The following is a 14,265-nucleotide window of genomic DNA, read 5'->3' as shown; positions in this document are numbered from 1 at the left end:
AACAGATTGATTTACCTACTGCTTACGAAGCTAGTTTTGCTAAAGCAAAACTCTCAGGGAGGGATAACATGGGGGCAAATGTTGGTATACCCAGCTCAGAAGATTTGTTTCTGCTTCATGAAGGATCCCTTTACCACAGTTATCGCATCTTAGGGGCGCATGTAAGCAAAACAAAAGGGCAAGAGGGTGTTCGTTTCACCGTATGGGCACCGCATGCCAAACAGGTTTACTTGCTTGGTGATTTCAATAGTTGGCAGTCTGGGGTACACCCCATGGAGAAGATAAGTACACTTGGTCTTTGGATGATGTTTATTCCTGAAGCAAGTGAAGGCGATTATTATAAGTTTGAAATTCATAGCGAGTCGGGCCAGATTTTGTTGAAAGCAGACCCATATGCCTTTTATTCCGAATTACGTCCAGGTACAGCATCACGTGTCGTTGATCTGGAAGGTTACGAATGGAAGGATCAGAACTGGCAGCAGCAAAAAAAGGAAGGTCCTGCTTACGATAAACCACTATCTATTTACGAGGTACATCTGGGTACATGGCGTAAAAAAGACCGAAATAGCGAAGAATTATACACCTATGAACAGCTTGCCGATGAGCTTGTGGATTACGCTGTTGATATGGGTTATACGCACATTGAATTAATGCCGCTTGCTGAGCATCCGTTTGACCGCTCTTGGGGCTATCAAGCGACAGGCTACTACTCCGTAACGAGCCGCCATGGCTCTCCGAAGTCTTTCATGCATTTCGTCGACCGCTGTCATCAGAAAGGGATCGGTGTCATTATGGACTGGGTCCCAGGCCATTTCTGCAAGGACAGTCATGGACTAAGGCAGTTTGACGGGAAACCGCTTTATGAGTATGAAGACCCTCGCAAAGCAGAGAAGCTGGAGTGGGGAACACTTACTTTCGATTTTGGACGACCCGAAGTCCAAAGCTTCTTAATTTCAAATGCTGTTTTTTGGATGGACATATATCATATTGATGGTATTAGAGTGGATGCGGTTGCTTCTATGCTGCATCTAAATTTCGGCAGGTGGAACGAAAAGCCCCTCAAGAATCAATGGGGAGGTGATGACAATCCGGAAGCAGTCGCTTTCTTGCGAAAGTTGAATCAAGTCATATTCTCGTTTTACCCTGATGCGCTGATGATGGCTGAGGACTCAACCGATTGGCCACTCGTTACTGCGCCAGTTCACGATGGTGGACTCGGTTTTAATTACAAGTGGAATATGGGTTGGATGAACGATATGCTGCGTTACATGAAATTAGATCCCATTCACCGTAAACATCATCATAAGCTGATTACGTTCTCATTTATGTACGCCTTTAGTGAAAATTATGTACTGCCGTTTTCTCACGATGAAGTTGTACATGGCAAACGCTCACTTCTGCATAAGATGCCAGGTGATTATTGGCAGAAATTTGCTAACCTACGCGTCCTATATGGCTACATGATGGGTCACCCTGGCAAAAAGCTGCTGTTCATGGGCAGTGAATTCGGTCAATTCGACGAATGGAAGGATCTTGAGGAAGTAGATTGGTTTTTACTGGATGGATACGAAAAGCATAGCCAAATGCATCATTATGTGAAGTCTCTTAATCAATTTTATTTGGGCGAACCTGCTTTGTGGCAGCGGGATCATAGTCCGGAAGGGTTTCAATGGATCAACCCTCATGATGAAAGCCAGAGCGTTGTGACCTTTATGCGCAAAGGGAAATTGCCAGAGGATGACTTGATTCTCGTTTGTAATTTCACCCCTGAGGTCCATCCGGATTACCGAATCGGCGTCCCGCGGCATGGTGTGTACGAGGTCGTATTTAACAGTGATGCACTTGAATTTGGCGGTTCTGGTCAAGGTAATTCGATGCCAATTTCTAGTGAGAAACGTTCATGGCACCAACTGCCTAATAGTTTAGCGATGTGTATTCCGCCGCTTGCGGCTGTTTATATAAAATGTGTGAGTGAATTCCAAACTGTGAATGACGAAGTTGAAGGGGGAAATCAGAAATGCGCAGTAAAGAATGTGTTGCCATGCTCCTCGCTGGAGGAGAAGGACGAAGATTAGGCGTACTGACGAACAATTTGGCCAAGCCAGCTGTTCATTTTGGCGGGAAGTATCGTATTATTGATTTCACCCTAAGCAATTGTACGAATTCAGGGATCGACACCGTCGGTGTTCTGACGCAGTATCAACCTCTCGTGCTTAACACTTACATCGGAATCGGTAGTTCGTGGGACCTGGACCGCAAAAATGGCGGTGTAACAGTGTTGCCGCCGTTTATGGAACAAAAAGGCGGCGACTGGTATAAAGGAACTGCGGATGCCATCTATCGCAACATTGGCTTTATTGAGCAATATGATCCTGAATATGTCTTGGTCATCTCGGGTGATCATATTTATAAAATGGACTATGATCTCATGTTGTCTTACCACAAAGAGAAAAAAGCGGACGCAACAATTGCTGTCATTGAAGTGAAATGGGAAGAAACAAGCCGTTTCGGGATCATGAGTATCAATGACAAATATGAAATAACTGAATTTGCTGAAAAACCAAAAGAGGCGAACAGTAACTTAGCTTCCATGGGTATTTATATTTTCAGCTGGAGCGTATTGAAAGCCTATCTGCTAGAGGACGAAGAAAATCCGAATTCCAGCAAAGATTTCGGTAAAGACATAATTCCCATGATGCTGAAGGACGAGGCGAGAATGTTCGCGTATCCATTCGAAGGCTACTGGAAAGATGTAGGCACGATCGATAGCCTATGGGAAGCGAATATGGATCTGCTTGATGATAAAAATGAACTTAATTTAAATGATAAAGACTGGCGCGTTTATTCTCAAAATCCATACCAGCCAGCTCAGTATGTGGCGCCGGCTGCGAATATTAAGCGTTCGCTTGTCAATGAGGGCTGTGCGATTTTCGGAGATGTCGATCATTCCGTTTTGTTTTTCGGTGTACAAGTTGGAGAGGGAAGTCAAATTCGCGATTCCGTCATTATGCCTAATGCTAAAATCGGCAATAACGTAACCATTAACAAAGCGATTATCGGTGAAAACACAGTAGTTGAAGACGGTGCCGTAGTGGATGGAAAAGGGGAAATTGTACTCATTGGTGGCAATGAAAGAGTTGCAGCGAATGCCAATCAGAAGGGATGATGTCAGATGAAACATGTGATGGGTGTCATTAATTTAGTGAATGAACCGGATGATTTGGAGGAACTGACATACTTTCGCTGTCCGGCATCAGTGCCGTTCGGAGGTCGTTATCGGTTAATTGATTTTACTTTATCGAACATGGTAAATTCAGGCATTGATAATGTTGCTGTATTCACCCAGCATAAATATCGTTCATTAATGGATCACCTGGGATCTGGGAAAGAATGGGATTTGGATAGGAAGCGTGGCGGCTTGTTCGTGCTTCCATCTGTTCTTGATGAACCAACAGGTATTTCACGAGGTGATTTATATCAGTTCTATAGTCATAGGGATTACTTCTATCGTGGCAAAGAAGAGCTGGTTATTATTTCACGCAGCCACATGGTATGTAACCTCGATCTGCGTGACGTTGTTCGTTATCATGAGGATTCGCAAGCGGACATTACGGTTATCTATAAGCAAACAGATGAAGATATTCAAGGTAAATTCCGCCGTCTAGCCGTCAAAGATAGTGGGCAAGTGACACTCATGGAGGATCACACGGGAAGACTGCGTACGAACAACATTTCTATGGAAATGTACGTCATGAGCAAAGCGCTGCTGCTGGATATGGTTGAATCATGCTTAGCGCAAGGTTATGATCATTTTGTACGTGATGGCATCATGAAAAATATTGATAAGCTTAGTGTCTATGGCTACAAATTTGAAGGCCACGTTGGGATTGTGAACTCAATCCAAGGCTATTATAAGCACAGCATGCAGCTGCTCAATCCAGAAATCTGGAGAGAGCTGTTCTTCCAGAAAAACCTGATTTATACAAAGGTTAAGGATGAGCCGCCTGCGAAGTATTCGAATACCGCAGCTGCAAAAAACGCGCTTATAGCGAACGGCTGCATCATCGAAGGTAAAGTGGAAAATAGCATTTTGTTCCGCGGTGTGAAAATTCGTAAAGGCGCCTACGTGAAGAATAGTATCATTCTCCAAAACTGTGAAATTGAGGAGAATGTCATCATCGAGAATGCAATCCTTGATAAAGATGTCTTCATCAGTCGTGGCCGTGTCTTAACAGGTGATAATAAAGCGCCATTCATTGCGGCGAAAACGAAAGTGATTTAACGTTGTAACAAATGTTTGAAAAGGGCGGCTTTTCAAATATCTATTGGAGGAGTAGGAAGATGAAAGTACTGTTTGCTGCATCAGAGGCTGTACCTTTTATTAAAACCGGTGGTTTGGCCGATGTTATCGGTTCTCTGCCCAAGGAACTTACTCGTCAAGGATTGGATGTACGTGTTATTTTGCCCAAGTATGGCGATATTTCTGCTGTTTATCGGGAGGCCATGACAAAGGCAATCACATTTGACGTGTATATTGGTTGGAGAAAGCAATACATCGGGATAGATGTCCTGCAGCAGGATGGGGTCACCTTTTACTTCGTGGATAATGAATATTATTTCAAGCGGCCAGGCATATATGGTTACGGGGATGAGGCTGAGCGATTTGGGTTCTTCTGTAAAGGTGTTATTGAGGCGCTGCCGTTACTTGATTTTAGGCCGGATGTGATTCATTGCCATGATTGGCAAACAGGAATGATTCCAGTCTTGCTTAAGGCACACTATCAACACCTCCCTTTCTATAGTGAGATTAAAACCATTTCCACCGTACATAATTTGAAATACCAAGGTGTTTTTGGTCAATCACTCTTGAAGGATTTGTTCGGCTTGTCGGACGATCATTTCACTGGGACTGCGCTTGAACTGCACGGAGGTGCTAGTTTCCTCAAAGGCGGGCTTCTGTACGCTGATCGAATAACAACGGTGAGTCAGACCTATGCCGAGGAAATTCAAACCCCCTTTTATGGTGAATATTTGGACAGCCTATTGCGTCACCGCAAAGATCAGTTAACGGGTATTGTGAACGGTATCGATTATGATGTGTTCGATCCGATGAGCGACACGCATCTCACCCAGAATTATCGAGATTCATTACCGAAGAAGCAGCAGAATAAGCTAGCTCTCCAGGAGCGCTTGGGATTGCCTGTGAATGGCGATGTACCGATGATTGCTTTAGTTACCCGCTTGGTTCAGCAAAAAGGGCTTGATCTCATCCAGCACGTCCTTTCGGAGATTTTAGCTTTTGACATTCAGCTTGTCGTTCTTGGCACTGGGGAACCCGGCTATGAGCAGATGTTCCGTTATGCTGCTCAGACACATCCAGACAAAGTATCTTCTCAAGTTTGCTTCAATGAGGCATTAGCCCATCAAATTTATGCAGCATCGGACTTGTTCTTAATGCCGTCTCAGTTTGAGCCTTGCGGGATTGGGCAGTTGATTGCCCTTCGGTATCGTTCTGTCCCCATCGTCAGAGAGACAGGCGGTCTCAAAGATACTGTGCAGCCATATAATGAGTTCACGGGTGAGGGAACCGGATTCTCTTTCAGCGATTACAATGCGCATGATATGCTGCATACCATTCGCCGTGCCGTATTTTTTTACAAGAATGATAGAGATGCATGGCTGAAAATTCAGCAAAACATGAAGAAAGGCGACTTCAGCTGGAAGAAATCCGCTCAGCAATATATCGAACTTTATAAGGAAATGACCAATAACAACTCATAAACAAGAGACTGGAGGCTCATAGCTTCCAAATAAAAAGAATGAAGATGACCTCCTATTCGAGCCGTGAATAGGGGGTCTTTTTCTAATTTGCTGAAATTAAGGTATAATATTCCTAATCACTGACATCATGGGTAAGGAGTGGAATTATGGACTGGATATCACATGCACTTACTGTCGTATTTATCATCAATATTTTACTCGCCTTAACGGTCGTGTTCTTAGAACGTCGAAACGTGGCAGCTACATGGTCTTGGTTAATGGTGCTCTTATTCATTCCTATCCTCGGTTTCCTGCTCTATGTGATACTTGGACAAAATTTGAGCCGTAGAAAGCTGTATAAATGGAACCGCCGTATGCTCGAAAGGGTGCAGACCGTTATTTCAGAACAGCGGGAGCAGCTGATAAACGGTACGCTCTCTTATATTGATCCAATGGTAAGCCAATACCGAGATTTGATTTATTTGAATGTCGCAACGAATGATGCGTTCCTTACTCAGGATAACGGTGTTCATATTTTCACAAATGGCGTAGCTAAATTCACTGATTTGCTGATGAAAATTGAAGCTGCTGAGTCCCATATTCATTTGCAATATTACATTGTTAAGAATGATTCGCTGGGTCAAAAGATCATGCAAGCTCTAACGAGAAAAGCGGAGCAAGGTGTCGTCGTCAGATTCTTGTATGATGACATCGGTTCGCGATCCTTGAAGGATTCATTTTTCCAAGATTTCCTTAAGGCCGGAGGTCAAAAAGCGGCATTTTTCCCTTCGCGAATTCCATATCTGAACTATCGAGTCAATTATCGAAACCACCGTAAGCTTGTTATTATTGATGGTCAAATTGGATATATAGGCGGTTTTAATATTGGTAATGAATATCTTGGTTTGGACCCGCATTTCGGCAACTGGAGAGATACACACCTGCGTTTGACCGGAAGTGTCGTTCGTGCTTTGCAGTCCAGATTTATTCTGGATTGGAACTTAGCCGCAGCGATTCCAATGGAGGTTGATATGCAATATTTTCCTGAGCATATGGAGGAGAATAGCCTAGAACAGGTGCCCATGCAAATTGTGGCTAGTGGACCGAACGAAGCTTGGCCTCATTTCGTGTATACGTTTCTGAAAATGATTCATATGGCCAAAAGCAGGATTCTCCTGCAAACCCCTTATTTTATTCCGGAAGAGAGCATGTTGAATGCACTGCGAATTGCTGCGTTATCAGGGATCGATGTTAGAATTATGATTCCTCAGAAAGCAGATCATTTGTTTGTACACTGGGCGTCCTTATACTATGTGGGAGAATTACTTCGCGCTGGGGTGAAATGCTACCTGTATGATCAAGGTTTTCTTCATGCGAAAACGATTATCGTCGATGGGAAAGTAGCCTCGGTAGGGACAGCCAATTTCGATATTAGAAGCCTGCGGCTTAATTTTGAGACGAATGCACTCATGTATCACGAGGAGACAGCGAAGAAATTGGAAAACACATTCTGGATTGATATGAATGGTTGTATGGAGCTGACGTTAGAGGAATATGATAAGCGTTCTTTGCGAATCCGGTTTCTGGAATCCATCTCGAAATTGATTTCTCCTATATTGTAAGTGGAGGCGTAGCGAGATACAAAAAAATATCGATTCATTTCTTGAAAAAGAAAGAGTCGATATCCTTTTTGAATGCATTAAAATTTTCTTTCCATTTACATGACGGATTCACCATTGTCATAGTTAAACTGCCAATGGATACCGAACTTATCTTCTAAATTTCCGTAGCATTTGCTCCAAAATGTTTCTTGAAGCTCCATGCCTACCTTGCCGCCTACTTTCAACTTATGAAATAAAGATTTAACTTCATCGATGTTTTTGCTGCCGACAGTAAGGCTTATGTTGTTTCCGGCAACAAAGGGCATTCCTGGGAACACATCAGAGAACATAATAGTACTTCCTTGAACGTTAATTCGAGCGTGCATGACTAAATTTTTTGCTTCCTCAGGAAGAGGATATGATGGGTCAGCTGGTGTCTCTCCAAAGGTCATGATTTGGGGTTTTTCGGTTCCAAATACCTCTGCGTAATACTCTACGGCTTCACGACAGTTTCCATTAAAATTAAGATAAACATCAATTGCCATTTGATTCACTCCTTCGTTTTTAATTGTTATAACATGTACCGATTAATTGTATCATTTTACTGATCATTAGCAAATATGCCCATAATTTACTTTATGTAAAATCAACTTAAAACTTAAAGGCTGGGTTATTCAACGTCAATGTTGCATTCCTGGCCTTTTCGATTAGAGGAGGGGCATACGTAAAAGACCCTTCAAACGTCTTCAAAAAACGTCGCAAGGGTCTTTGATCTTAATTACTTTTTAAAAACAATTTTGATACGTGCAAGGACACCAGCGGGATTGATATCGCTTCTGTTGGCATTCGAAGGGAAGTTAAAAGCGGCAATCACAATATCATTCCTGCCTCTGCGAAGGAAGCGCACGATATCGAATGTTCTTCCCGGATTAAAGAATGAAACATTAGCCTGCGGACTGTCGATAACTACGGCTCTTCCATTTATCAATACGATGGCAAAGTTATCAACGGCTAGGAATAATGTAGCGTTAGCAATTTCATCTCGATCCCTGTTGAACATAAATCTTCTGGCGACCACGGCCGTTGGACCATTCGGATCATTTTTTCCCCAAACGTAGGATTCGCCTGTTTGAGGTGCTACCCATGCCGGATTTCGATCGATTTGAATTGCATTTACCCAACTGCTATCCGTACTGATTGTCCTAGTTTGGTTAATAACAGCGGGTTTTTGTGTTTTCAATGATCTTTGAGCAGAAGCCAAAAATTTTCTTACACTGCCGGCGGATATCCCCGATCTTCTTGTAGGTGTTTGTACTTTTTTTGCCGGAGTTTGTACTTTTTTTATCGTACTTTTTGCAACGGTTCTTTTGTACATTTCTGTCCACTTCCTTTCTAGTAGTTCACTAGCATAATATGAGACTAGCGTTCAAAAGAAGAGGGACAAATATAATAGTCAAATACATCATTTTCAAAGGAAAGGTATTACATACACTCACCAAGGTAATAAACTTGTTTTAAAACATAAGCCTGTTATCGTTTCAGAAAATTATGAGCAGGTTGACGGCCGTTACGCCCGTAATACGGATGCAAAAGGTCTATCCCTGGGATTGGCCCAGTGGAATGATAGGGGAAAGGTCGATATCTCCGAGGATGGCGAAATGATAGGAGAACGTCTTCGAGTCTTATCCCGTCTACTGAAAGAAATGGGTTATTAAACAAAGTTTTGAAGGTGAAAGGTTTGAAAAGTCAGAAAGAATATAAATTGTCGCCTACAAGACAGCTGACGGATATAGAAACTGTGGTCATGCAAATTTGGTTCGGATTATCACTCGGTATTTATGATTGTTGTAATCATTTATAGGATCCGAAAGGAGAAGCATGCATGGACAAGAATCCTTTAGCTTTCATAGTATAGGTTTTTTCTTCTTATCAGGGTATGCTAAACTCGATATATCAAAAATATTCCAGAACACAAGGAGGTGATGCCCCATGACAACCAACAATAAACCCAATAGATTAGCCAAGGAAAAGTCGCCTTATTTGATACAACATCAGAATAATCCAGTTGACTGGTTCCCTTGGTCGGATGAGGCTTTTGAAAAAGCGAAAATGGAGAACAAGCCCATCTTCTTATCTATTGGGTATTCTTAGTTATTGGAATAAAATACCACATGCCACTGGTGCCACGTCATGGCTCATGAATCGTTCGAGGACCAAGCGGTAGCAGATATGCTGAATAAGGATTTTATTTCGATCAAAGTGGACCGCGAAGAGCGCCCCGATGTTGACCATATTTACATGGCTGTTTGTCAAGCGATGACAGGACAGGGTGGATGGCCTCTTACTGTATTTTTGACGCCTGAGAAGAAGCCGTTCTTCGCTGGGACGTATTTCCCGCGCAGTCGGAAGTACAATCGCGCTGGGATGGTAGAGATTGTTGCGCAGATCGCGGATAAGTGGAAAGAAGACGCTGAACGTATTCGCGAGGTGGGAGAGCAGGTAATTCAAGAGACTTCAAGTCGTTTACTCGAGCATCGCACAGGTGGTGAGGTGTCGGAGGAAACGCTTCATGAAGCGTTCCGCTTGTATGAGAAGACATTTGATCCCGAATATGGCGGATTCGGTCATTCACCCAAGTTCCCAACCTCTCACAATCTGTCATTTTTATTGAGATATTATATAAAAACGGGCAATGAGCGTGCGCTTGAAATTGTAGAAAAAACACTGGATGCGATGCACCGTGGGGGTATGTACGATCACATCGGCTTCGGCTTTTCGCGCTATTCGGTAGATGAGAAATGGTTGGTACCGCACTTCGAAAAGATGCTGTACGACAATGCTCTTCTAATCATGACTTACACAGAAGCGCATCAGGTAACTGGCAAAGCCAAGTATGCCGAAGTGGCTGAGCAAGTCATAACTTACGTTCTTCGGGACATGACCGATGAGGGCGGGGCCTTCTATTCAGCGGAGGATGCCGACTCTGAAGGCGAGGAAGGCAAGTTTTATCTCTGGACACCAGATGAAGTGGTGGATGTGCTGGGTGTGGACGAGGGTGATCTCTATGCCGAGTTGTTTGATATTACGGAGTCGGGTAATTTCGAGGGGCATAACATCCCGAACTTGATGGAGACGACGGTGGAGTCCTTTGCGAAGCGTAAGCAGATCCCTCTGGATCAGCTGAAGCAGCGGATCGAGGCAGCCCGTGGCAAGCTGTTCGCGCATCGCGAACAGCGCATACATCCGGGCAAAGATGACAAGATTCTGACCGCGTGGAACGGTCTGATGATAGCTGCGCTGTCCAAGGCAGCACGGGCTTTGGACAAACCGGCTTACGCGGAGGCTGCTGCGAAAGCTGCGGATTTCCTGCTGCGCGAGCTCCGCAGGGAGGATGGGCGTTTGCTCGCCCGCTATCGCGACGGCGAAGCTGCTTTCCTCGGCTACGTGGACGACTACGCGTTCCTCGTGTGGGGTCTTATCGAGCTGTACGAGGCAACATTCGAGCTGCGCTATCTCCGTGAAGCCGTCCAGCTGAACGAAGACATGCTCCGGCTCTTCGGGGACGAAGAGAAGGGCGGGCTCTTCTTCTACGGCAGCGATGCCGAGCAGCTGCTTACCCGCCCTAAAGAGATCTACGACGGCGCGATGCCGTCGGGCAACGCTGCAGCCGCGCTGAATTTGCTGCGGCTGTCTAGGCTGACCTACGACGCGAAGCTGTCGCAGGCAGCTGACGAGCAGCTCCAGGCATTCGCCGGAGCTGTAGCGTCCTACCCGCCGGGCCACGCGCTCACGCTGGCCGCGATCGATTTCGCTTTTGGCGAAGCCAGCGAAATCGTTATCGCCGGCGACCCGGCGAAGCCGCAGACGCAGCACATGCTGCGCACGGTGCAGCGGCAGTTCCTGCCAAATGCGCTGCTGATTCTCCACCCGCCGGGACCGGCGGGCGAAGAAGTGCGGAAGCTCATTCCGCTAGTCCAAGACAAGCTGCCGCTTGGAGGGCAGGCAACGGCCTACGTGTGCCAGAACTTTGCCTGCCAAGCACCGACGCAAGATCTTGACGAGCTCGAAAATCTCTCCTCGAAACACTGATAATAATTATCATTATTGGTTACAATGTGAATAGAGAGAAAAAAAGAGGCCCTCTAGGCCTCTTTCTTTCGAATAACAACTTGTGGATCCGCCGTGATGCTAAATCTTAGGTTCAAAGGTTTTACAGTCGGTTTCTTCAGAATTACGTGCTTGGTTGCTGCCGTGGTGGCTCACGACATAAATCGAGGTCGCATTGCATTTATTACCGTTTGCCCAGTATTTGCAGGAATTCACTTCACAAAGAACATCTTTTGCCATGCCTCTTTCACCTCCTCTACCATATATAGGGATCTTTGTTCGTAGAACAAAGTCTCTCCTTATTTAGGGTGGTCGAAAGAGGCCTATTTTTATACATAGGCTGGAAGGGTAAGGGAAATGTTTATAAGATCATGATTCACCTCAACGCCGATTGCTCACATATACTTGGAGTATGCTACCATACTTCAAGGGGTTGAACCTATGGCCGAGAAGGAATTGCAAACCTGTGTGAGATGCAAATATGTCGCTGACAAAGAAGACCGCTATTGCATTCATTGTGGAGCTCCGCTGAAAAATAAGTGCACCAAAGAGAAAACCTTGCTGCATAAGGGGTGCAATAAAGTGAACAAACCGGATGCCAAATACTGCGCAGACTGCGGAACAGAAACCTTATTTAGCGAGTGGAATCTTATCTGATCGTAACAAAAAAGAGCACACCCATTAATTCAAAAAGGTGTGCGCTTTGTTCTTTGCTCTTTGTTCTACTTATTCTGCAAAATTAGTTTCCATAATTCCGCTTGATCGTAGCCAAGCCGCCAAGCCGCGACTCCGGCGATGTCGTATTTTTTCGCCATGTCCAGACGAGCTTTGACCGTAGCCTCATCTTCCATCCAGAACACATAGGTAAAGCCACCCTCTTGATACTCGATTCGATATTGTTCGAAGGTTTTGTCCCATGTTTGCGTGGTTGTTTTGGAAGCCAATAAAGAAGGGATGTCTTTCATCAATAAGGTTCGATTACTCTGCAAGGCGCCGGCCGCATCCAGCTTCCATTCTCGCACATAGTAAGGGATACCTAGGATAAGTTTGTCCCGGGGAATGCCATAGGAAAGGAACTCCTGAATTCCGCCGTCTGTCCAAGGGAGACCTGCAACGGATCCAGCTGAAGTGCTGCTACGATAGTATTGATCGTAAGCCATGATGACGACGTAATCAACGAGACTTCCCAGCTTCTCGTGGTCGAATGCAGAAAGGTAATTCCATTTGACACTTCCTCGAGGAAGATCTATGGACACAACAAGGTTATGCAAGTGAGCGTAGGCAGTTAATTTGGCAATGAAGGTCGTAAAGGCATTGCGATCCGTACCTGCTATGCTTTCGAAGTCTACATTGATGCCAGGAATGCCTAACTGTACGGAGCGGTCTACTAAGGCCTGAACGAACTTATCTTGGGCGGCGCTATCCGCAAGGAACTGCGTAGTCAAGGTGGAGCTAAATTGATTGCTGACGAGTGGATACACAGTGTATCCATTTTTTTGCAGCCATTTGACGGTATCGGCGTCTGAATTATCTTTCAGATTGCCAGCTGCATCTGAAAGTTCGAAATAGCTAGGAGAATCAATATCAAGCCCAACCGTGTTATTCACATGCGTTTTAATCGCGTCTCCACCAGCAACGCCGTTCCAGCCCCATACTTGCAGCTTTTTGAAATTATCCCACAGTAGACGATGATCGAGCGTTTGAATAGAGGCATTACTGTACTGCACACTATAGCTTAAAGCATCGGGTAGCGTCTTGAATTCGCCAATAAGGGCCGTGTTTTGCAGCACTTGATAAGAAGCGTAGTTATTCCAAATTTTGCGCCCTTCCTTAAAAATCGAGCTGTGTCCCCATTGCCGTGCGAAGTCAGAGGCTTCATCCAGTGAAGCAAAGTCTTGCAAAAACGTGTCGTTCTGGAATACCTTGTAAGATTTAAGATTGCTGTATACGGTTTTTTTAGTGTTTTTATTCGTAACGGTTGAATTACCCCATTTGAGGGCTTCGTTAACGGCATCCTCTAAGGATGCAAATTCCCAATTGTCTGCCGAAAAAGTTCCTTGATATACCTTGTAAAGGGTCTTTCCGGCGCGAAGTGATTTCTTTTCCTCACTAGATATGTTGTCCCAAATCCATTGATTGCTGTTTAAATCGATAATATGGGCGCCGCCCCACTTTTTTGCTTCGGCAACGGCATCGTTCAGCGTTATAAACTTCCATGAATCGAGAGTGATCTCATTTTGATACACCTGGTACCGAGGGTAGTTATTCCACACCCAGCCTGTGGATTGAAGGTCGCGAACACTCGCGTTCGTCCATTTACGCGCTTCGGCGATGGCTTCATCCAAAGAGGCAAATTGCCACTCTGGCATCGTTACATCTAGCTGATAGACTTGATAACGAGGGAAATTGTTCCACAGCCACTTTCGAGTGCCTATTTCCTCGACATGACTATTCGTGAAACCTTTAGCAAACGCTTCAGCTTGTTTATAAGCAGCAAACTCCATGAGCACATGATTGTACTGATAGACTCGGTATTTCGTCGTCTTGTCCGTACTTAAATTAATGGTACCTGCTGCTTGAACAGCATTTGGAACAGTCATCGATAGTAACAGGGTGCTTGTGAGCATCCATTTCCTAATTTTCATCCATCACGCCTCTTTCTAGTAAGCTACTTAATTGGACGTACCAAATGATAGATTGGTTGCGTTGGAAAATGATAGAAAATAAGCGGACACCCATGATGATGTTGGACGGGGGCACAACTTTCGAGTAACATGAGTAGTAATAGGCATTGCCG

At 44.7% G+C, this 14,265-nt stretch carries 10 protein-coding genes and 2 pseudogenes; 8 read left to right on the top strand and 4 right to left on the bottom strand.

Annotated features, from left to right (window positions below; genetic code table 11):
• Nucleotides 1–68: 68 nt before the first annotated feature.
• From glgB to cls, 5 genes are all read left to right on the top strand, one after another.
• On the top strand, nucleotides 69–2,075 hold the full coding sequence (gene glgB / locus BLT91_RS13025; protein ID WP_090821491.1) for a 1,4-alpha-glucan branching protein GlgB: 2,007 nt from the start codon (nucleotides 69–71) through the stop codon (nucleotides 2,073–2,075).
• Nucleotides 2,018–3,166, top strand: coding sequence for a glucose-1-phosphate adenylyltransferase (locus BLT91_RS13020; protein WP_090821489.1), 1,149 nt, complete (start codon nucleotides 2,018–2,020; stop codon nucleotides 3,164–3,166). Before glgB ends, BLT91_RS13020 begins: the two co-directional genes overlap by 58 nt.
• A gap of 6 nt (nucleotides 3,167–3,172) precedes the next feature.
• The gene (gene glgD / locus BLT91_RS13015) at nucleotides 3,173–4,282 is read left to right on the top strand and encodes a glucose-1-phosphate adenylyltransferase subunit GlgD (protein ID WP_090821487.1); all 1,110 of its coding nucleotides are present in this window, start codon (nucleotides 3,173–3,175) and stop codon (nucleotides 4,280–4,282) included.
• Nucleotides 4,283–4,341: 59 nt separating this feature from the next.
• Nucleotides 4,342–5,781 (top strand): glycogen synthase GlgA, encoded by a 1,440-nt coding sequence (gene glgA / locus BLT91_RS13010; RefSeq protein ID WP_090821486.1) that lies wholly within the window; start codon nucleotides 4,342–4,344, stop codon nucleotides 5,779–5,781.
• A 146-nt stretch (nucleotides 5,782–5,927) separates the two neighbouring features.
• Entirely contained in the window at nucleotides 5,928–7,382 is a 1,455-nt protein-coding gene (gene cls, locus BLT91_RS13005) for a cardiolipin synthase (RefSeq protein WP_090821484.1), read from the top strand.
• 95 nt (nucleotides 7,383–7,477) lie between these two features.
• On the opposite strand, the gene BLT91_RS13000 is transcribed toward cls, so the two are convergent.
• Nucleotides 7,478–7,906 (bottom strand): VOC family protein, encoded by a 429-nt coding sequence (locus BLT91_RS13000; RefSeq protein WP_090821482.1) that lies wholly within the window; start codon nucleotides 7,904–7,906, stop codon nucleotides 7,478–7,480.
• A 233-nt stretch (nucleotides 7,907–8,139) separates the two neighbouring features.
• The gene (locus BLT91_RS12995) at nucleotides 8,140–8,736 is read right to left on the bottom strand and encodes a hypothetical protein (RefSeq protein WP_090821481.1); all 597 of its coding nucleotides are present in this window, start codon (nucleotides 8,734–8,736) and stop codon (nucleotides 8,140–8,142) included.
• Nucleotides 8,737–8,842: 106 nt separating this feature from the next.
• On the opposite strand from BLT91_RS12995, the pseudogene BLT91_RS32835 reads away from it, so the two are divergent.
• Together BLT91_RS32835 and BLT91_RS12985 are read left to right on the top strand one after the other, a co-directional pair.
• Nucleotides 8,843–9,021 (top strand): annotated as a pseudogene (locus BLT91_RS32835) (DUF6530 family protein); the annotation flags it as partial.
• Nucleotides 9,022–9,350: 329 nt separating this feature from the next.
• A pseudogene (locus BLT91_RS12985) lies at nucleotides 9,351–11,450 on the top strand (thioredoxin domain-containing protein).
• A 99-nt stretch (nucleotides 11,451–11,549) separates the two neighbouring features.
• Here the strand turns inward: BLT91_RS12985 and BLT91_RS12980 are convergent.
• Nucleotides 11,550–11,708: a DUF1540 domain-containing protein gene (locus BLT91_RS12980; protein ID WP_090821477.1), complete on the bottom strand. Its 159-nt coding sequence runs from the start codon at nucleotides 11,706–11,708 to the stop codon at nucleotides 11,550–11,552.
• 201 nt (nucleotides 11,709–11,909) lie between these two features.
• Here BLT91_RS12980 and BLT91_RS12975 point away from each other — a divergent pair, with 201 nt between their 5' ends.
• Nucleotides 11,910–12,125, top strand: coding sequence for a double zinc ribbon domain-containing protein (locus tag BLT91_RS12975; RefSeq protein WP_090821475.1), 216 nt, complete (start codon nucleotides 11,910–11,912; stop codon nucleotides 12,123–12,125).
• Between the two features lie 65 nt (nucleotides 12,126–12,190).
• Here BLT91_RS12975 and BLT91_RS12970 read toward each other — a convergent pair whose 3' ends face one another.
• Nucleotides 12,191–14,113, bottom strand: a complete 1,923-nt coding sequence (locus tag BLT91_RS12970; RefSeq protein WP_090821473.1) for a glycosyl hydrolase family 18 protein — start codon at nucleotides 14,111–14,113, stop codon at nucleotides 12,191–12,193.
• Nucleotides 14,114–14,265 lie beyond the last annotated feature (152 nt).

The organism is Paenibacillus sp. yr247 (genome assembly GCF_900103825.1).
In the GTDB taxonomy this organism is placed as follows: domain Bacteria; phylum Bacillota; class Bacilli; order Paenibacillales; family NBRC-103111; genus Paenibacillus_E.
Note: the sequence above shows the minus strand (reverse complement) of the source record. Positions and strands in the feature narration are given on the sequence as shown.